The following is a 19,604-nucleotide window of genomic DNA, read 5'->3' as shown; positions in this document are numbered from 1 at the left end:
GTTTATGAAAAAGACCATCACCGACAACAAAATAATCCTCACTCGTGAGGGTTTAACCGATCTTAAAGCCGAATACGAAACCCTGGTTAACACCAAAAGAAAAGAGGTTTCGGAACGGATTAAGCAGGCTCGGGAATTTGGTGATATCTCCGAAAACGCGGAGTACGAGTCCGCTCGAGAAGAGCAAGCCTTTGTGGAAGGCCGGATTTCTGAATTAGAAGAAATATTAAATAATGTCTCTGTAACTACTAATAGTAACACCTGTCGTGATCAGGTTGGACTCGGCTGCAAAGTCAAAGTCCATATTGATGGTACTGAAGAGGAATTTCAGATCGTAGGGGCTCCCGAAGCTAACCCGGCTGAAAAGAAGATTTCTCATGAATCCCCACTTGGGCAAGCTCTTCTTGGTAAAAAGCCAGGAGAAAAAGTGGCCGTTGAGACCCCGTCCGGGAAGCTGGTTTACACCATTATTACTATCAAGTAATCCTTGCTGTTGTTAAAATATCCTTGACAAAGTAATCAAGACATCTATATTTAAGGTATGAAACATGCCAAAGGGATCGCGCAGATAGTCGTTTTAATTGCTGTTATACAGGTTTTTACAATACTTACTTCCGGATTCTACACAACAAGTCAAGTTGATTTAGCACTGTTTGTACTTCCTGTAATAACTATTTTTGTGGCATTTTTAGTGACTAAAGCAAATAAAATCGGGCTGTACGCTTCAGCAGCTCTGGCAGTTTTCTTCCTAATAGGTGTTTTAGTTTTTTTTCTCAATTCAACTCGGGGAGGTTCTTTTTTAGTATCATTACTATTCTTTGCTTTGTTCACAGCGATTTGCGTATTTGGATTACAAGACAAAAAAAGCTTCAAGTAGGTCTAGTTTAGACACCCCTTGCCACTACTACACTAACAAGGCTACAATGCTCTCATGGAACAGCCAATAGATAACCTTCGCTCAGAACGTCTTGCCAAACTCCAAAAAATTAAAGATTTGGGGATAAACCCATATCCCTCAGAACCAGTTAAAGGAGTGGCTATTGCTACAATTCGCGACCTGGAAAATGGTCGGCCAAAACCTGGTGACTTTGACGTCTCAGGAAGGGTACTGGGGTACCGTGGACACGGTAAGTTAATTTTTCTAGATTTACGGGATGAATCGGGGCAGATACAGCTGTGTTTAAAAGCCGACAAAATTCCGGCTGATCTTTTTGAGCTTGTTAAACTTTTAGACGTTGGTGATTTTATTCACGCCCATGGTTCTTTATTTATTACCACTGCTGGGGAGCTGTCGATACTTGTTACCGAACTTAAACTCCTAAATAAATCAATCCGGCCACTACCTCCAGAGCACTTCGGCCTTAAAGACACTGAAGAGCGTTACAGGCGGCGGTACTTGGATTTAATTATTAACAAAGACGCTAAAAAGATTTTAGATATCCGCTGGCAAATGGAAAAAGAAATTAGGAAGTTCTTATGGGACCAAAAATTTACAGAGGTGGAAACACCAGTCCTTCAGAGTCTTTACGGTGGAACCAATGCCAAGCCTTTTACGACCCACTTTAACGCCCTGGGCAAAGATTTTTATCTCCGGGTTGCTCCGGAACTATATTTAAAGCGACTATCAATTGGCGGCTACGAACGAGTTTTTGAAATTGCCCGCAATTTTAGAAACGAGGGAATAGACCACAGTCACTCGCCAGAGTTTACAATGCTGGAATGGTACGAGGCTTACGCTGATTACCAGCGAGTGATGGATTTAGCAGAAGCGCTACTTAAACACCTAGCAAAGACGATTCTAGGCACTACCAAAATTAATATTAAAGGTGCGGCAGTAGAAATTGGTGGCAAGTGGGCTCGAAAAACGGTTGATGAGCTGGTTAAAGAACATTTGGGGATTGATTGGGTATCAATTACTGAAGCAGAGGTTAAAACTCTCCAAGAAAAATTAAATGTGGAGGTCCGAGGTACTTGGAGTCGTGATAAGGCGCTGTTCGCTATTTTCGATCATGAAGTGACTGGGAAACTTGTAGAGCCTACTTGGGCGATTGATTACCCCATCGCAGTCTCGCCACTTTCACACGAGCATCGCTCTAAAGCTGGTCGGGCGGAGCGATTTGAAGGTTATCTGGGTGGAGTAGAAGTATTTGATGGTTGGAGTGAAATTGTATCGGGAATAGAGCAACGTTCTCGGTTTGAGAACGAGCAGAAAAACATGAAAGCCGGCGATGCTGAGGCAATGCCACTGGATGAAGACTTTATCGAAGCATTAGAGTACGGCTGCCCGCCTCTTGGTGGCATTGGCTTTGGGGTTGATCGACTCGCGATGTTCCTTACCGATACATGGGCCATTAAGGAAGTTATTGCCTTTCCAACTTTAAAACCAAAAGAAACTAGAGAAGACGATAAATCGTAGGGGTTTTGCCTGCAAAACCAGCACCTGGTTAATAAGTTATGAAACCAACAAAATACACATTTAACGAAACAAATAAAATAGATTTAGGAACTAAAGTTATTTATAAATATCCGACACCGACTAATGATTTTGATATTGCGAAGATGGTTATCAAAGGTCGCAGTCCGGAGGAAAGCAGTAAGTTTTTACTAGAACATGTTTGTCAATTTGTGATGTTAGTGACGAGAGGTTCTGGCAAGGTCTTCACGGAAGCGGAAGTTTTTGAGGTTACTGTTGACGATGTGATATTTATTCCCACAGAATGTATATTCGCGGTCGAAGGTGACTTTGAGTATATTACCGTTGATCTTCCAGCATTTTACCCTGAGCAATCAGAAGAGGTGACATCGTAATGAAAGCACCAAAAATATCAAAAGCCACTTATGAAGCAGAGATAAAAATGTGTCGTGATTTATCATCCAAACAAGGTCACTGTAACTGGGGCACGTGCGACTCCTGTGGCAGTTTTCCGTTGTTGTACAAACTATACAAAGGAGAGCTATTAGAAGATAAAGAAGCCGTAAAAAAAGCTAGGAAGGTAGAATTCGAGAAGCTCTAAAAAAATGTAGGGGTCGACCTATGTGTCGACCCTCACCCAAATCGGATTGAGGGCGGACACGCAGGTCCGCCCCTACAAATCGACTAGATTTGGTAGCGAACGAAGTGACCGTTTCAATCGATTTTATGACTAAACCTGAAGCCGTCGTTATTCTTAAAGAAAATCTCACCAATCAGAACATGCTTAAGCACTGCCTAGCTTCGGGAGTGGTGATGAAGGCTTTGGCCGAGCATTTGGGCGAACCAGAAAATGACTGGGAAATTGCCGGAAGTGACTGCCGAAATGGTCCTGCGCCGTTTTAAAGAAAAAAGTTTCGCTAAAGGGGCCAAGCGGGAAAATATTGCGGAGTGTCAAAAGTTAAATTTATCTTTAGAAGAGTTCGTAAAGATTTGTCTGCCAGCAATGCAGGAGATTTCGGCTGAACTGGGGCTTTAGAATGTTTGATACCACAAATTGTGGCACCAAATTAGGGATTTATGACTAAGAGAAAAGTTTTAAAAGTCGTACAAGAACAGGTAATTTCGAAAATTCTTATTATAAGAAACCAAAGGGTAATTCTGGATCGAGATCTGGCTGTTTTATACGGCGTTGAAACTAAAGTATTGAATCAAGCGGTCGACAGAAACCAAAAAAGGTTCCCTGTCGACTTCATGTTTAAGCTGTCACAAAAGGAAATTCACAACTTGAAGTCACAATTTGTGACTTCAAGTTTAGGCTGGGGCGGTCGCAGGAAGCAACCACGGGTGTTTACGGAACAAGGGGTTGCTATGCTTTCTAGCGTTTTAAATAGTAACAAGGCAATTACCGTTAATATTCAGATCATGCGAGCCTTTACAAAATTACGAGAAATATTATTAACTCATGAAGATCTGCGAAAGAAAATTGAAGAAATGGAGAACAAATACGATCAACAATTCCAAGATGTCTTCGAGACAATCAGAAGATTAATTAGCGTTGAGTCAAAACCTAAGAAGCTAATTGGATTTAAGACCAAAGATCGATTACTGGATTCCGGGTCAAGCCCGGAATGACAATTTTTACTAAGCGGCTATAATACACTCATATGCTCGATCTTAAATTTATCCGTGAAAATCTGGAATTAGTTAAAAAGAACTGCGATTTACGTAGTTCTAAAGTGGATCCTGCGGAAGTAGTCGCTCTCGAGGACCGTCGGCTAGAGATTCTAAAACAGGTCGAAAGTTTGCGGACGGAGCGCAACCAGATCAACGAGGAAATTAAAAAAGCCGGGAAGCCAACACCAGAGCAAATTGCCAGTGGTAGGCAAATGCGGGAGAAGTTAGATGTTCTAGAAACAGAACTTAAAGAAGCCGAAAAAGCGGTAAACGAAAAAGCGGCGTGGATCCCCAATATTCTCTCCAGTGACACCCCAATTGGCAAAGATGAGAAAGATAATGTGGAGGTCAAAGCCTGGACGCCTAAAGATAGTTACTTAAAACCAGAGCAGCTGGGTAAATATAATTTCTCCGAAAAGTTTATGCCCCGTCACGCTTTCGGTGGCAAGCACCACGCCGACATTGGTGAATCTTTGGGCCTTATCGACACTAAACAAAGCGCTTTGGTTTCTGGTAGCCGCTTTTATTATTTAAAGAATGAGGCGGTTCTTTTGCAAATGGCGGTGTTTGATCTCCTAAAAAATAAATTAATTAAAGATGGGTTTATGCCGATGGTGGTACCTCTTCTCGTCGGTGAGCGTAGTTTATACGGCACCTCGCATTTTCCAGGGGATGCCGATCAGGTTTATAAAATCGAAAATAAATATGTGGAAGAGGGCCGAGATCTTTACCTGGTTGGTTCCTCAGAACCGTCACTATTTTCTTACTTTATGGATAAGACATTAAAAGAAGCCGAGTTACCTCAAAAAATGTTTGCTACTACTACCTGTTTTCGCTCCGAAGTAGGCAGCTGGGGCAAAGATGTTCGCGGCGTTAAACGGGTGCATCAGTTTGATAAGTTAGAAATGGATGTGGTCTGCACGCCAGCCCAGTCAACAGAGATCCATGAGCAACTGCTGGCTATTAACGAATGGTTACTGCAATCATTAAAAATTCCTTACCACGTTATCTTGATGTGTAGCGGTGACGCCGGTTACTTTGCGACCCACAAAAAATATGACTTTGAAGCTTGGATTCCTTCTCAAGGCGAGTTTATGGAACTCGGGAGCGACACCAACGCCGCTGACTTCCAAGCCAGGCGCTTTAACACTCGCTATGTTGACGCCACTGGCGAGCGTCACTACGTTAACAACGTTAACGACACTGGAATTGCTTTCCCGAGAGCCTTGATTGCCATTTTAGATAACTACCAAAATGCAGATGGTTCTGTCACAATTCCCGAAGTCCTGCGGCCATACTTAGGTAAAGACGTTATAACCTCCAAATGATCGAAACTCTCATAATATTTATTGCCCGTTGGTTAATTTACGTTGTGATAGGGATTACCTTAGCCGTGGCTTATTTCCGCTGGGGCCAAAAAGCAGCCGCCCGAATCGGCTTAACCACGCTAATTTCTTTTTTAGTCGCCGAAGCCCTTAAATATATTTTTAACACTCCCAGACCATTCGTTGCTTTAAAAGAAGTAACCCCTTTAATTATCTTTGACCCCGCCTTCCCCTCCGCCCACACCGCGACCCTAGTAGCTTTGGGAACAGTGATTTTTTTGAAGAATAAATTGTGGGGAATAGTAATTTTAGTAATCGCCATGATTGTTGGTGCTTCTCGAGTAATATTGCAAGTGCACTACCCAATTGACATTTTTGGCGGGGCAATAGTTGGTGTGATTGTTGGACTATTTATTAACTACAGCCCAAAAATAAAACTAAAAAGGCCAATTATTTCGAAGAAATAACTAGCCTTATCATCTATCGTCTTTAATCTCAACCACCTCTACAACCCGGATTAAAACAAACATAGCGACCCTTTCCTACCCCGTTATGGCTACTTTTACGATACTTACTAACCACCAAAACAATAGGCATCCAAATCATTGGTCGTCCACACTCTCCACAATTACAGTCAGACGGAGTGGTTAAACGACCACCTGAAAGATCGTGAGTTAGGTCACTTTTAGATCTAGTTACCGACTCTCTGTAGTCACAACGTGGATCGTTACACTTCCAATATTTTGCCCCCTGAATAATTGTTGTAAAAAGATGACCCTCTCCACACTTTGGGCACTCCATACAACCGGTTTGATCTGACATCTCTCCTCCTTATTTGTTCATGAAAAAGGCCTTATTAAATGTTAAAATAGCCCCGTTATGACCCTCTTGTCAAGTTTATTCGACTCTAATTCCAGCCAAGTTAATAAAATCCGGCCTTATTTATCTCAAATTAATGAACTAGAAAAGAAATATGAGGGCCTTACTGACGCGGAGCTTTTGGCCCAGAGTCAGGATCTAAGGCAGCGAGCTACCAGCCCCAACGAAAGTGTTTTAGACTTAATTCTTCCAGAGGCTTTCGCCCTGGTTAAAATCGCCACAGCCAGGTCCCAAAATAAGCATTTATTTGATGAGCAATTACTGGGGGGCATTGCCTTGCATCAAGGTAAAATCGCGGAAATGCGGACTGGTGAGGGAAAGACAAATGTCGCAACCTTACCGCTTTATCTAAACGCTTTGACCGGCCGCGGTTGCCATTTAGTGACCCCAAATGATTATTTAAGTCGTCATGGCGCCGGTTGGATGGGTCAAATCTATAATTTGCTGGGCGTAAGTGTTGGGGTCATTATTCACGATCAAGCTTTTATATTTGACGCTGCGTTTGAAAACACTACTTTCCTTGATGAATATTCTCGTCATTTAAAACCGGTGGACAGGCGGGTCGCTTACGCCGCCGATATTACTTACGGCACTAACAATGAGTTTGGTTTTGATTACTTGCGCGACAACATGGTTTGGGATTTAAGCCAAAAAGTGCAGCGCGGACATGCGTTTGCGATTGTCGATGAAGTCGACTCGATTTTAATAGATGAAGCCCGAACTCCTTTAATTATTTCCGCTCCCGATGCTGATTCTACCAGCCGTTATTTAGAGTTTGCCAAACTGGCGACGATTTTAATTCCCGATACCGACTATAAAGTTGACGAGAAAACCCGCAGTTCCACTCTTACAGAGTTGGGGATCGTTAAAATTGAGCGGAAACTTGGGGTCGACAATCTTTATGAAAAAGATTTTGAAGCGGTTCATCACATTGAGAATGCACTTAAAGCCCGTTCACTTTTTGAACGGGATAGGGATTACGTGGTCAAAGATGGGGAAGTGGTCATAGTTGATGAATTTACCGGGCGTCTTATGCCGGGGCGACGCTTTAGTGAAGGCTTACACCAAGCCCTGGAAGCCAAGGAAAACGTCCCTGTCCAAAAAGAATCCAAGACTTTAGCCACTATTTCTTTTCAAAATTATTTTCGGCTTTACGAAAAGTTGGCCGGCATGACCGGCACGGCTTTAACTGAAGCCGAAGAATTCCACAAAATTTATAAACTAGAAGTTCTGGGGATTCCTACTCATCGACCGATGGTGCGCAAGGATGCCTCTGACGTGGTTTATAAGACAGTGGCTGGCAAATTTAAGGCTATTGTTGACGAAATCGAAGCCAGGCATAAAAACGGTCAACCGATTCTAATCGGCACTGTTTCGGTTGACAAGAGCGAACTGATATCGAATCTTCTTAAAAGACGAGGCATTAATCATGAGGTTCTTAATGCCAAAAACCACGAAAGAGAAGCCTTGATTATCGCTCAGAGCGGGCACAAAGGGGCAGTGACAGTGGCCACTAACATGGCGGGACGGGGGGTCGACATTATTTTAGGTGGAGAAACCTCAAACCGTGACCAGGCTAATTGGCAAAAAGAGCATGATGAAGTCGTCGCATTAGGCGGCCTGGCAGTACTAGGAACGGAACGCCATGAGTCCCGGCGGATTGATAACCAGCTCCGGGGCCGAGCCGGACGGCAGGGTGACATGGGCTATAGCCGCTTTTACGTCTCTTTGCAGGATGATCTAATGCGGATCTTTGGCGGTGAGGCGGTTTCTCACCTGATGGATCGTTTTGGCATGGACGAAAATACCCCTCTGGAAGCCGGGCTTGTTTCCCGTTCTATTGAAAGTGCTCAGAAGAAAGTGGAAGGCCACAATTTTGATATTCGCAAGCATTTAGTTGAATACGATGACGTCATGAATAAGCAACGAACGGTTATTTATAACCTCCGCAATAAATTACTAGCTGGTGATAGTGCTTGGTTGTTATCAAACGCCGGGATGGAAGACAAAAGTCCGCAGTTTGGTGAACACTGGTTGCAAGTTCTTAAACAAATTGCCTTGCAAGTCATTGATACTCTCTGGATTGAGCATTTAACCTACATGGACGATCTTCATGAAGGCATTGGTCTACGAGGCTATGCGCAGCAAGACCCGCTAGTGGCCTACAAACGCGAGGGCCGACTAGCTTTTGAGCGTCTGGTTCAAACTATTTATTCCACGATTAAGGAGCGGATGGAAATGCTAGAAAAAGACGCGGTGACGCAGCAGCAAGTTCAAGTAGAGAAACCACGGGAACTGGCCCATGCGCAGTATATTCACAAAGAATCCGACCTAGGCGTCGCCGACGAAACCGCTGCTTCGTCAACCCCGGTTGTGGCAGGACCAAAAGTCGGTCGCAACGATCTATGCCCTTGCGGTTCAGGAAAGAAATATAAAAACTGTCATGGTAAATAATTGAGTACGATTCATGAATCGTCTCTACGTAGAGTGTCGCTGCTTTGCTATAATTAACTTGTGATCGGCTTAGATAAATTTACAGAAGATTACTTTCTTAAATATTCCACTAAACCAGTTAAGATAAAACCATATGACCCTCAGCAAACTATACTTGGTGGTTTTTACATTTCAAAAATTAGCGGTTACCTTAAAGGTATCGATGCGGAAGTAAAATTAAGAGGGTCATCTCTTTTTAAAATCGCTGGCAAGGGAGAAGTAGAGGTCGGAGTTTATCTAGATGAGGCTAATTGGGACCTGGCAATTAAAGAAATTTCAAAGTATTTTGGAAAGCCAGAAAATATAGAAAGCAACTACGTTAAATTTAATGATGTTTACGAAGGTAAAGAAAACGAGATTATTCTTCTTAAAGGCCACGAGGCTGAAGTTGATAAAAAGCTTCACTCTTATTTAGTTGGTCATCCAAAATTACTTAAAGAATACGCAGAAGTTAAAAAGAAGTACTGTTTCTCAAAGCGGGAATATAATATACGAAAGAATGATTTTTTAAGTAGTGTAATCTCCGAAATTCCAGAAGACTACAAATATTAATACGATACTCTAGCTAAACAGCACTTCAGAAATTACCAAGATTAGTATCAACCGGTTTACGAGAACTTTATAAAGCCTCTATTTATTGCGTAACTTTATAAAGTTTTGTAAGTAACGGGTACTAAATTTGAGGAGTCCAACTCCATAAAACTTGATAAATCTATGGAGTTTAAATCCGCTTATTTCTTGTTATTTATTGATAAATGCAATATTTTAGTAAACTAATTTAACCATACAACCCTTAAATGCGTAACTTCAAAAAGAGGTCTCAAATATTGTGGATTAGTGGTTTTATGAGATCTTTTATACTACCTTCATCCAGTAAATAATCTTATATAATCTTATGTTGTAGATATATAAGATTCTGTGAGACCGACAGTCAATCAAGTGCTCACTAAACTTCTTCAACTGAAACGCATCCAGCGGATTGGTTTGGGGAGATCAACTAGATATAAAAGGCTTTAGTCTCTGCAGTGTCCATTTAAACAGCGCTTCAAAAATTGCCACGGGAAAATATAACTACAGAATGTTGACAACTACGATTTAGATTGGTTTCTAAGATTATAAATATGAAGTTCGTTAATAGCTCGACTGGTGCAAACGTATAGTTCCTTGGCTCCGGTTAGAGTCTTCGGGAACGATTCTTCGTCAGGGTTTATCAATAACACAGTTTCAAACTCCAGCCCCTTAACCAATTCTTTGCGGCAAACGTATATTGCAGAATCAGAAAATAATCGGAAATCATTTGTTACCTCGATTACGTTATCGAGGCGGCCTTTCAAGAAATTCAGGATTTTTAATCTGTCTTTTGGTGAGGAGATTATGACTCCGATCGATGATTGACGGTTCTTTTTGACATCTTTAATTGTACCAACTAGCGAAGTTAACAAATCCTCCCAGGTGTCTGTCGATTTAATTTCAACTGGTTGACCGCGGCGCTCAAAACTTTGAGGTAGGGCCTCTTTTGGTACATACGGAGCGAGGATCTTCGCCGAAAAATCTGTAATTTCTTTGGTACTACGGTAACTTATTTTGAGCTTAACAATATCTATATCGCCAAGCACTTCTTTCAAAGCTTCCCAGCTTTTTACGGCTCCCAGTTTAGTCTGTTGATTAAGATCTCCGAGGATCGTTAGTCCAGATCTTCCAGCCATAGCCTTTATTACCAAGTAATTGGATTCACTTAGGTCCTGAGCTTCGTCAATAATTATCTGTTGGAATTTTTGAGGTTTCTTAAGTCCCACGATTTGGTCGTAGAGATACAAGAGTTGACTAGCTTCGTCAATATTAAGGTTTGACGAAAATTGTCCTAGTAGTTCGCCGCGAATCTCCTGAACTAAGATTTCGAGCTTCTCTTGTAAGTCTTTGATAGCCACGTAACTTATCTTCAGCTCCCGTATATTGTCTTCTACCACCTCGACTTGAGCGAGATGTTTAAGTTTGGCTAGATCTTTGTTTAACTGCTTTTTAAGGGATAGAACAATGTAAACTGGCGGAAGTCCCAAATCCTCAAGTCGGCGGTATTCTTTAATTAGGCCGTAACGAAAGCATAGCTGGTTTTTGGCTAGTTTTCTTAAAGTATCTCTCTTAAACTTTATAATCTCGTCGTTCAGTTCCCCTAAGTTAGGTGGTTGACTCCCTTTGGCAACGATTCGATATTTAAGTCCATTGGCTCTAAAGAGCTTTTTTAGCAGTTCGTAAAAGGTTAAACAGGTAGTCTCGTAAATTCCGATACTTGGGAGAGTTCGGGCAATGTAATTTAGCAAGACTGCCGAGGGGGTAATGATCAAAGTACTGTCTTTGCTCATTTTACCGGGGTAGTTGTAAAAGAGGTAAGAAAGTCGATGCACAGCAATCGTCGTTTTACCGCTACCAACTGAACCCTGAACAATGACCCTAGCGTTTAAAGGGAGACGAATAATCTGATTTTGATCCTCTTGAATAGTGGTGACGATATCTTTCAGTAGTCCGCCTTTTTGGTGTGAGAGTTTCTCTTTTAGATAACTTAGTTTATCTGAGTCATTATCAAAAATACTAACTACTTGGCCACTTTGGATTTCAATGTTTCTTTTTAGGTTAAGTTCTCCGGTAAACTGGCTGACGGCCCCATCGCCCAGATCCACCGAATAAGTGGCGTTTTTAGTCGGTTTTGAATAGTTGTAGTAAAGGGTGGCGGCCGGAGCTCGCCAGTCAGTCACTAATGTTTTACTGGCATTTTCATAAAACGCGAATTTTCCAATGTACAGTGGCTCTTGATTAAAATCGACTCTGGCGAAATAGGGAGTATCCTGGATCTCCGTTAATTCTAGTAGGTGCTTTGAAAAGCCACTAATACCGCTGTGTTTGTAATTTTCGATGGCATTAAACACCGCCCAAAACCGCTCGTCGGTTGTCAGTTGAGGGTCTCTGATTTTTATAAAAATGTTTTTATAGTTCTCTTCGATATCGTTAACATGACCAAATAGCACTTGACGGTAGTTATCAATGGCCGTCTTAACGACATCAAGATGTTGCTGCTCAGCTATAATATCCTGATTTAACATACGGCTAAAGTATAGAGCCCACCACCAAAAAGAAAAGTCTGGTTCTTTAAATCCATTGTTGCTATAATGAGAAAGTGGAAGAACAGGCTACAAGCGTTTCTTCAAAGATTTCCGTAGAGACCAACAAAAACATTTTCCTCCTCTATTCATTACTAAACAACCTCGGTCAAGCCTATGGCGATTTAAACTCACACCCTCTTAGAAAGTTAGTAACAGAGCATTTTCGGGGTTACAAGGGGCCAAGTCTAAAAGTCAGCGATTACATCCACGAGTCCAAAGCCGTTACTTTTATTCTAACTTTAGGTGAGGCCCCCGATTTTAGTCCCCGAAAAGATTTGTTACTTACGGAGTGGATCAGGTCAGAGGTAAATAGAGGCAGTGCCGTTTTACCGGCGGTAAAGCATTTTTACAGCAACACTGACTTTGAAGATTTCTATAACTCTGTAAAACCGCAATATCAGGAAATTGCCGATTACGTCAGTGATCAAATTAGTAAGGTTAACCTTGATAAACTTTTGAACGAGGTTTGGGAACTAGAGACCGACTTTAAGCAGATGGTGATTCCAAACCCTCTAACTCAGGGCAGCTTTGGCCCTGAAATAGGTGAGACTTTATTTCAAGTAATAGGCACGCCTTTTTCGTTTTATTCGCTACACACCATTGCTCACGAAGCCTCTCATCCCAAAGCCAAAAAAGTTTTGGAACCATGTCTTGGTGAAATCTGGAAACACGCTGGTCTTATAGACCAAGTACTTGCTAATTCCAGTTATTCCAAGGCATACAACAGCTGGGAGACTTGCGTTGAAGAACACTTTATTCGGGCGATCAAATCTTGTTACAGTGATCCAGCAATTTTTGGGGAGACTCCAGAATTTTATATTGAACAAGAAGAGCAAAAGGGCATGGTTTTTATAAGGGACTTTTGTGATGAGATAAATGCTTACAAAGAGCACAAAATTAGTGGTACCTTGGGAGAAGTGGTTCTAAAAATAATCGATCGGCTTGAGAAATAACTAAATACCGAACAACACTCCAAAAATTGCCATGCGCAATTATGACTAGGACAAGAGCACCTTTTTAGTTGACTAATTATTTACAAGTATATGTTGGTAACTTAGTTTAAATCCTGTGGCTGATAAGGCTTATAAAGAAGTCCAATTCGATTTTAAAGACAAAGACGGCAGGCGTTATATTTTTGATAAAGAAAACTTTTCGAATCATTTACTAAAACATCCGGAACTTTTAAGAGAGGATTTCACGGAAAGAATTAAAAAGGCTATAATAGAACCAACCTGCATTTACCCAGCGTATAAATCTAAGGGTCTTTTTTGCTATTACTATGAAGAATTTACTTTCGAAGGAACCACTAGATATACGAAGGTAGTTGTACGAAAAACCAAATATTGCTACATTATCATTACGGCATTTAGACCAACAAACATTAAGGAAACTCAGTACTTTAAGGAGCCATTATGGGAAAGACCATAAAAATTGATTACAAAAAAATTGGGGGTCAAATCGCAGAGATTCAAAAGATCGCCTCCTCAAAGAAGTGGCTATTTTTCTACGACAACGATTTGGACAGTCTTTACTATTCCCCAAAGAAAATAAAACCTGAGTTTTCCCTGCTGTCCCTAAGCAACGAATTTTCCATTTACGTCGATGGGCAGTCAAATATTGGAGGGGTATTTATAGAGTATTACAAAGCAAATTTGGGAGCACACGAAAAGGCGTTTCGACCATTCATTAACCTTTTCACTAAAAAAATTGATAATGGGAAGACGGCTCCAGTAGGTAAGAGCGCCGTGACTCTCCAATTATCTGAGACTATTAAGGCGGAGCTATTATCAAATATCATTACTAGAAACACATCCGAATGCCAAATTACAATTCCAGCTTAATATGAAACTTTCTAAGAAGTTCACCACCGTCACCACCTTTTCTAAAATCGTCGCCTTGATTTTATTCGTCGCTCTACCTTTCCTAGGTTTTATCATCGGCTACAACTTTAGCCAAAATATTTGCGGTTTGAAGTAGCAAGTAAATCAACTCCATCTTTCGGTGAATCTCCGTATTTTCTTGTATAATAAAAAGATGGAAAACCCAATACCAGCGACCGTGCTCAAGTATTTTTGGGGCGATAATACTCAAAACCTAAGCCTCCTGGACAATAAAAAGTATATAGTCCAAACATTATTAGAAAAAGGCGACACGCCTGATATCAAATGGTTGTTCTCTGAAGTCGGAGAGCCACAAATTAAGGCTTTATTACCTGATTTAAAATTAAGTGTAAAGTCAGCTAACTTTTGGAAGATATTTTTTGAGGCAAAAACATGAAGTTTTTTGAATCAGCGCCACCTCTAAAAACAAAAACTGCTCTTGATAAAATTAAGAGTAAACCAGAATTCACTGATTTTTACCTTTCTGGCGGTACCGCCCTATCGCTTCAACTTGGGCACCGCGAATCTGAAGATTTAGATTTTTTTACTTCTAAAGAATTTAATCCTGAAATGTTACAGACCAAACTCTTACCACTTGGCGACATTAGCGATGCGACATTAGAAAAAAATACTCTTAACTTATTTCTAGACGGGGTAAAAATCCAATTTCTGTACTACCCGTACCGAATGCTTGAGAATTTAGTGCCCTACGAAAATATTAATCTGTCATCAGTGATAGACGTTGCCTGTACTAAACTAATTACGATTTCGGCGAGAGGCAGTAAGAAAGATTTTATAGATTTATATTTTTTGCTACAAACCTATACTTTAGTAAAATTATTTGAAAATTTAGATAAGAAATACCAAGGCGTAAATTATAACCATATCCATATTGTAAAATCACTAACCTATTTCGATGATGCTGATGCCCAACCGATGCCTCGCATGCATCAAGAGGCTGATTGGGAAGAAATAAAGAAGGTTATTATTAAAAAAGTAGTCGGTTATAAAATTTAACTAGCATTATTACATCATCCAAAATTATCGCTTTGATAGTCTTCTACACCTTTAGCCAAAGCCTCTGCTTTGTAAAATGAATCTCTGACTAAATCAGGTGAATTCCAGCATCTTGACAAACGCACCTTTGTAGAACTAAGATGTACCTATACCCTAGGTACAGGTACTATGATTAAGTCTAACACCGACCCCATACTTACCTCATTAAAAAAAGCTCACACTTCTTTAGGAAAAATAATTAGGATGCGGGAAAATGGTGAATACTGCATTGATATTATGCAACAGAACTTAGCGGTCATTGGACTCCTCCGCAGTGCCCATCAAAGCTTAATGGAAGGGCATTTAAACTCCTGTTTTAAAAACGCCATGGCCACCTCTAACAGTCAAAAGAAAAAAAAGATGACCGCTGAGATTCTACAAGTAACAAAGCTTTTTAATCGCTAATATGTTCCTACCTACCTTAACATCGATGGGACTCGGATTTTTAGCGAGTCTTTCTACCTGCGCCGCTCTAATTGGCAGCATAGTTCTGACCCTCTCGCCTTCGTTTGGTAACAAAAAAGTTACTGGTGGTGCTGTTTTTAATGCAGGACGTCTAGTTTCTTTTAGCCTCGCCGGAGCTCTACTAGGACTCCTTGGTAGCGCGATTAGCCTGTCGCCAACCACTAGCTCAGTTCTTACAATCTTTATTTCGATCTTCATGATCTTAATAGGATTGCAAATGCTTGGTGTCTCAGCTTTAAGAAAATTTCAGCCGCCAATATTTCGGAAAGTTACTGACTACATTGATAAAAAATCTTCAACAAATAAATTACCGGTGGTTTTTAGCGTCGGTTTTTTGACTATATTCCTGCCTTGTGGCTTCACTCTTGCAGCTGAGGCCCTAGCCATCGCTTCTAAAAACCCATTATCCGGAGCAATCACTATGATAAGCTTTACGATTGGGACTTTACCGGTACTTATGCTCATGGGTATTGCCGGAAGCACTATTTTAAAACGGCCGTTAATTTCTAAAATCGCCGGGGCTATAATTATTTTCATGAGCCTTTCAGCTCTCTGGCAAGCCCTAGTAGTTCTAAATGTACCACTGCCACAAATAACATTAGATAACAAAGAACAAACAGCAGGCAACAGTGTTGTCACCAACAACTCTCAATTAATAAAAATGGACGTAATTGGAGCCGGTTATAGCCCCAATACGTTTACAGTAAAAGCTGGAGTCCCAGTGCGCTGGGAAGTTAATTCAACGACCAGTTATACCTGCGCTAATTATTTAGTCGCTCCCAGTCTAAACATCGGAAAATCCTTACAACCTGGCGTAAACGTTTTTGAATTTACCCCGACCACTGCCGGTCAAATAAGATTCTCTTGTAGTATGGGCATGTATCGAGGAGTCATTAATGTCGTCAACTAACAAAGTCACGCTCACTATTAGCAACATGCACTGTGCTTCCTGCGCTTTGCTGGTTGAGAAATCACTTAAAACTGTTCACGGAGTAACTGAAGCCAGAGTTAACTTTGGATCTGAAAAAGCTATTGTCACCGTCGATGACACCGTGCAAACCTCCCCACTTCTAGAAGCGGTAGCCGCCGCTGGTTATAAAGCAGCACTAACCGATTCTGCACACCCTGAAAAGGACGAATCTAAAAAAAAATCTGAAATTCAAGTTCTTTTAAAGAAATTCATTTTTAGTTTACTCTGCAGTTTGCCATTAATGTACTTCATGTTACTAGACTTTTTTAAGTGGCTACCAGGAACCAATCTGCTACCGTACATTGGCATTATTTCCCTAATTCTCGCGACACCAGTGCAGTTTATTATTGGAGCCGGATTTTATAAGGGTGCCTGGTCGAGTCTTAAAATGAAGACGTTTAACATGGACTCGCTAATTGCCATTGGCACTTCGGTCGCCTTTGGCTACAGCCTTATTAATTTTATCGCGTACTTTCTAAAAACGTCTTCGATTATTGGTTTGGGGGGCGCGAAAATTCCAGAGCTTTATTTTGAAACTGCCGCTTTCCTAATTACTTTCGTAATACTTGGCAAATGGCTAGAGGCCAAAGCTAAAGGCCAAACCTCGGAAGCGATTAAAAAACTGATGGGTTTACAAGCGAAAACTGCCCGAGTGCTTCGTGGTGGACAGACTCTGGACATTGCAAGCGACCAAGTGGTAGCGGGCGACAATGTTCTTGTGAGGCCCGGAGAAAAAATTCCTGTCGACGGTAAGATTTCTAAAGGATCATCAGCGATAGATGAATCAATGGTCACCGGAGAAAGTTTGCCAATTGAAAAGCAAATTAATGACAACGTCATTGGGGGGACTATAAACAAAACTGGCAGCTTTGAATTTATCGCCACCCGGGTGGGCGCGGACACCACTTTATCGCAAATTATTAAGTTGGTGGAAGAGGCACAGGGCAGTAAGGCCCCAATCCAAGATATAGCTGACCGCATTGCGGCTTATTTTGTACCAATGGTTCTGACGCTAGCTGTCATAACTTTTAGTATGTGGTTCTTTTTTCTAGGGACTACTTTATCGTTTGCTTTAATGGCGTTTACTTCAGTAATTGTAATTGCTTGCCCCTGCGCGCTTGGTCTTGCCACCCCCACTGCGATTATGGTGGGCACGGGTAAGGGAGCGGAAAATGGCATTTTAATTAAAGGTGGAGAACCATTAGAAATTGCTTGTAAAATTCAAGCCATTGTTTTTGATAAAACTGGCACTTTAACTAAAGGTAAGCCGGAGGTGACGGATGTGGAAAGTTTCGGTGACGCCACCAAAGATGACACCATACGACTCGCTGCCAGCCTTGAAAAGCTCTCCGAACATCCCTTAGCGGAAGCGATTTACAATTATTCCAAGGAAAAAAACATTTCTATAAACGATGTCATCAATTTTAAAGCGGTGCCTGGGTATGGCGTCAGCGGACAAATTTTAGGCACGACCTACTTTCTAGGAAATAGAAAGATGATAGCTGAGGTGGCCGGTCTGGCTCTAGAAAAAGTTGACAACCAACTAACCACGTTAGAAGAACAAGGCAAAACGGCCATGATACTGGCCACTAAAGAAGCAATTCTAGGGACAGTCGCTGTCGCTGATACAGTTAAAGAGACTTCTAAAGAAGCTGTGGAGCGACTTAAAAAAATAGGAATAAAAGTTTATATGATCACCGGTGACAATGCTAAAACTGCAGCAGCGATCGCCACTCAAGTGGGCATTAAAAATGTCCTCTCCGAAGTGCTACCTGGCGACAAAGCAGCAGAGGTAATTAAGCTTCAAGCGCTAGGCCTAAAAGTAGCCATGGTGGGTGATGGTATTAATGACGCTCCAGCGCTAGCAGCTGCGGACCTGGGGATTGCCATGGGCTCGGGAACGGACGTCGCTATGGAAACCGGTGGTATCGTAATTATAAAAAATGATTTGCGGGACGTAGTAAATGCCATTGATCTATCTAAAACTACCATGCAAAAAATTAAGCAAAATATGTTCTTCGCGCTCTTTTATAACGTCATTGGGATTCCCATCGCCGCCAGGGTATTTATGAGTTTTGGACTGATCTTAAAGCCGGAACTAGCGGGCCTTGCCATGGCCTTAAGCTCTATTTCGGTCGTCACTAATTCACTGCTTCTTAAAGGCTATAAACCAGGCAAAAAGAATTGGGTCTCCATTCTCGCCCCCTTCGCCATGATCGAGCTATTCACCGGAATGTTTATCGAATTCGCCAGGTTTAGTACCGGTATGGGAAAATAGACTGTAAAACACGCCTCGCGTTGTTCCCTGCTTTTGAACGAATCCATGATCGATCAAATATTTTATGTCGTAGCGTAAAGTTCTGGGATTTATAGCGAGAAAGCGCCTGTGTAGAGTATCGAAATTAACCGCTCCGTGATCACGAATAATATTTAAAATTTCTTGACGTCTTGGTAACAACGCCAACTCTTTGGGAGATTCTTCTTTTGATTGCAATAGCTGATCGATAGCTTTTTCGGCGGCGGTTGCCAGTGTTTCTGACATAAACTCTAAATATCTGGTGGCCGACGATGTAAAAGTAGAGTAATACTCATCGCGCTTACCGTCTATTGCCTCCTCTAGTGAAACGAAAGACAAAGCTTCGTAACCCTCTTTTAGAAGAACCGCCTTTAGCAGTAAGCGCCCGACCCGACCATTGCCGTCAAAGAAAGGGTGAATCTTTTCAAAAACCAAATGCCCTAAAAAGGCCAGAATAATGGCGTCTTCCTTCGAATTTATATAACTAATAAGGTCATTTAGTAGACCCGGTACGACACTAGGCGCTGGAGGGACATAAATAGCAAACCCGGCCCCGTTAAAAATCGCCGAGACATTATTACGTAGTTTTCCGATCGGATACTGCGAAACTTCGGCCATTACCAATTTATGAAGCGCCAGAATTAAGGCTAGATCAATGGACTTTCTAGAGTTTTCGGCCCATTTTACTTGTAAATACTTCAGAGCCCGTTGTAAATTTTGAACTTCCACTTGCTTCTGAGCCTGAGAACTAGTGGTTAGATCCGTAAGATCTAAATCATTACCTTCAATCCGTGCAGAGAAGAGAGCGCTATGCAGTAGTGAGGTCCGCTCATAATTGGTTTTAGCAATTGGACTTAATGGGATTTTTGCAAGAACAGTACTCGCGCTTTGCAATCTAGCGAGATTTCGAGTGAGCTCAATTGTCTTTTCATAAGCCGGTGGGATCCGCATTACCTAATCTTACCAAATACTGCCCAATGTTGCCAAATACTTCCTAA

Annotated in this window: 22 protein-coding genes and 1 pseudogene; 20 read left to right on the top strand and 3 right to left on the bottom strand. The window is 41.5% G+C overall.

Annotation, left to right across the window (positions count from 1 at the left end; all coding sequences use genetic code 11):
* Positions 1–4: 4 nt before the first annotated feature.
* The 9 genes and pseudogenes from greA (at position 5) to NT141_02465 (ending at position 5,879) form a co-directional block, all read left to right on the top strand.
* Entirely contained in the window at positions 5–484 is a 480-nt protein-coding gene (gene greA, locus NT141_02505; GenBank protein MCX6783915.1) for a transcription elongation factor GreA, read from the top strand.
* A gap of 57 nt (positions 485–541) precedes the next feature.
* Positions 542–877 carry a hypothetical protein gene (locus NT141_02500; protein MCX6783914.1) on the top strand — a complete coding sequence of 112 codons (336 nt, stop codon included), beginning with the start codon at positions 542–544 and terminating at the stop codon, positions 875–877.
* A 54-nt stretch (positions 878–931) separates the two neighbouring features.
* Positions 932–2,416, top strand: coding sequence for a lysine--tRNA ligase (gene lysS / locus NT141_02495; GenBank protein ID MCX6783913.1), 1,485 nt, complete (start codon positions 932–934; stop codon positions 2,414–2,416).
* Between the two features lie 38 nt (positions 2,417–2,454).
* Positions 2,455–2,808: a hypothetical protein gene (locus NT141_02490; GenBank protein MCX6783912.1), complete on the top strand. Its 354-nt coding sequence runs from the start codon at positions 2,455–2,457 to the stop codon at positions 2,806–2,808.
* Positions 2,808–3,014 (top strand): hypothetical protein, encoded by a 207-nt coding sequence (locus tag NT141_02485; GenBank protein MCX6783911.1) that lies wholly within the window; start codon positions 2,808–2,810, stop codon positions 3,012–3,014. Before NT141_02490 ends, NT141_02485 begins: the two co-directional genes overlap by 1 nt.
* A 125-nt stretch (positions 3,015–3,139) precedes the next feature.
* Positions 3,140–3,449: pseudogene (locus tag NT141_02480) on the top strand (hypothetical protein).
* 41 nt (positions 3,450–3,490) lie between these two features.
* On the top strand, positions 3,491–4,045 hold the full coding sequence (locus NT141_02475; GenBank protein ID MCX6783910.1) for an ORF6N domain-containing protein: 555 nt from the start codon (positions 3,491–3,493) through the stop codon (positions 4,043–4,045).
* Positions 4,046–4,077: 32 nt separating this feature from the next.
* Positions 4,078–5,415 carry a serine--tRNA ligase gene (gene serS / locus NT141_02470; GenBank protein ID MCX6783909.1) on the top strand — a complete coding sequence of 446 codons (1,338 nt, stop codon included), beginning with the start codon at positions 4,078–4,080 and terminating at the stop codon, positions 5,413–5,415.
* Positions 5,412–5,879 (top strand): phosphatase PAP2 family protein, encoded by a 468-nt coding sequence (locus tag NT141_02465; GenBank protein MCX6783908.1) that lies wholly within the window; start codon positions 5,412–5,414, stop codon positions 5,877–5,879. The genes serS and NT141_02465 overlap by 4 nt, the downstream gene beginning before the upstream one ends.
* Before the next feature lie 28 nt (positions 5,880–5,907).
* On the opposite strand, the gene NT141_02460 is transcribed toward NT141_02465, so the two are convergent.
* On the bottom strand, positions 5,908–6,234 hold the full coding sequence (locus NT141_02460) for a hypothetical protein (GenBank protein MCX6783907.1): 327 nt from the start codon (positions 6,232–6,234) through the stop codon (positions 5,908–5,910).
* A 57-nt stretch (positions 6,235–6,291) separates the two neighbouring features.
* Between NT141_02460 and secA the strand changes: the two genes are divergently transcribed.
* Together secA and NT141_02450 are read left to right on the top strand one after the other, a co-directional pair.
* A complete protein-coding gene (gene secA, locus NT141_02455; protein MCX6783906.1) occupies positions 6,292–8,745 on the top strand; it encodes a preprotein translocase subunit SecA in 2,454 nt (817 codons plus the stop codon).
* A 60-nt stretch (positions 8,746–8,805) separates the two neighbouring features.
* Positions 8,806–9,336, top strand: coding sequence for a hypothetical protein (locus tag NT141_02450; GenBank protein ID MCX6783905.1), 531 nt, complete (start codon positions 8,806–8,808; stop codon positions 9,334–9,336).
* A 536-nt stretch (positions 9,337–9,872) separates the two neighbouring features.
* Here NT141_02450 and NT141_02445 read toward each other — a convergent pair.
* A complete protein-coding gene (locus NT141_02445) occupies positions 9,873–11,879 on the bottom strand; it encodes an AAA family ATPase (GenBank protein ID MCX6783904.1) in 2,007 nt (668 codons plus the stop codon).
* A 74-nt stretch (positions 11,880–11,953) separates the two neighbouring features.
* On the opposite strand from NT141_02445, the gene NT141_02440 reads away from it, so the two are divergent.
* From NT141_02440 to NT141_02400, 9 genes are all read left to right on the top strand, one after another.
* Entirely contained in the window at positions 11,954–12,892 is a 939-nt protein-coding gene (locus NT141_02440) for a DUF4932 domain-containing protein (protein MCX6783903.1), read from the top strand.
* Between the two features lie 115 nt (positions 12,893–13,007).
* Positions 13,008–13,367 (top strand): hypothetical protein, encoded by a 360-nt coding sequence (locus tag NT141_02435; protein MCX6783902.1) that lies wholly within the window; start codon positions 13,008–13,010, stop codon positions 13,365–13,367.
* Positions 13,352–13,780, top strand: coding sequence for a hypothetical protein (locus tag NT141_02430; GenBank protein ID MCX6783901.1), 429 nt, complete (start codon positions 13,352–13,354; stop codon positions 13,778–13,780). The genes NT141_02435 and NT141_02430 overlap by 16 nt, the downstream gene beginning before the upstream one ends.
* A 1-nt stretch (position 13,781) precedes the next feature.
* Positions 13,782–13,916, top strand: a complete 135-nt coding sequence (locus tag NT141_02425; GenBank protein ID MCX6783900.1) for a hypothetical protein — start codon at positions 13,782–13,784, stop codon at positions 13,914–13,916.
* A 57-nt stretch (positions 13,917–13,973) separates the two neighbouring features.
* Positions 13,974–14,216: a hypothetical protein gene (locus tag NT141_02420; protein ID MCX6783899.1), complete on the top strand. Its 243-nt coding sequence runs from the start codon at positions 13,974–13,976 to the stop codon at positions 14,214–14,216.
* Positions 14,213–14,836: a nucleotidyl transferase AbiEii/AbiGii toxin family protein gene (locus NT141_02415; GenBank protein MCX6783898.1), complete on the top strand. Its 624-nt coding sequence runs from the start codon at positions 14,213–14,215 to the stop codon at positions 14,834–14,836. The genes NT141_02420 and NT141_02415 overlap by 4 nt, the downstream gene beginning before the upstream one ends.
* A gap of 168 nt (positions 14,837–15,004) precedes the next feature.
* Positions 15,005–15,280: a metal-sensing transcriptional repressor gene (locus NT141_02410; GenBank protein ID MCX6783897.1), complete on the top strand. Its 276-nt coding sequence runs from the start codon at positions 15,005–15,007 to the stop codon at positions 15,278–15,280.
* 1 nt (position 15,281) lies between these two features.
* A complete protein-coding gene (locus NT141_02405; protein ID MCX6783896.1) occupies positions 15,282–16,250 on the top strand; it encodes a sulfite exporter TauE/SafE family protein in 969 nt (322 codons plus the stop codon).
* Positions 16,237–18,588, top strand: coding sequence for a heavy metal translocating P-type ATPase (locus tag NT141_02400; GenBank protein ID MCX6783895.1), 2,352 nt, complete (start codon positions 16,237–16,239; stop codon positions 18,586–18,588). The genes NT141_02405 and NT141_02400 overlap by 14 nt, the downstream gene beginning before the upstream one ends.
* Here NT141_02400 and NT141_02395 read toward each other — a convergent pair.
* Positions 18,532–19,557: a Fic family protein gene (locus tag NT141_02395; GenBank protein ID MCX6783894.1), complete on the bottom strand. Its 1,026-nt coding sequence runs from the start codon at positions 19,555–19,557 to the stop codon at positions 18,532–18,534. The genes NT141_02400 and NT141_02395 overlap by 57 nt on opposite strands.
* Positions 19,558–19,604 lie beyond the last annotated feature (47 nt).

The organism is candidate division WWE3 bacterium, assembly GCA_026396615.1.
Lineage (GTDB): Bacteria > Patescibacteriota > WWE3 > JAPLWK01 > JAPLWK01 > JAPLWK01.
Note: the sequence above shows the minus strand (reverse complement) of the source record. Positions and strands in the feature narration are given on the sequence as shown.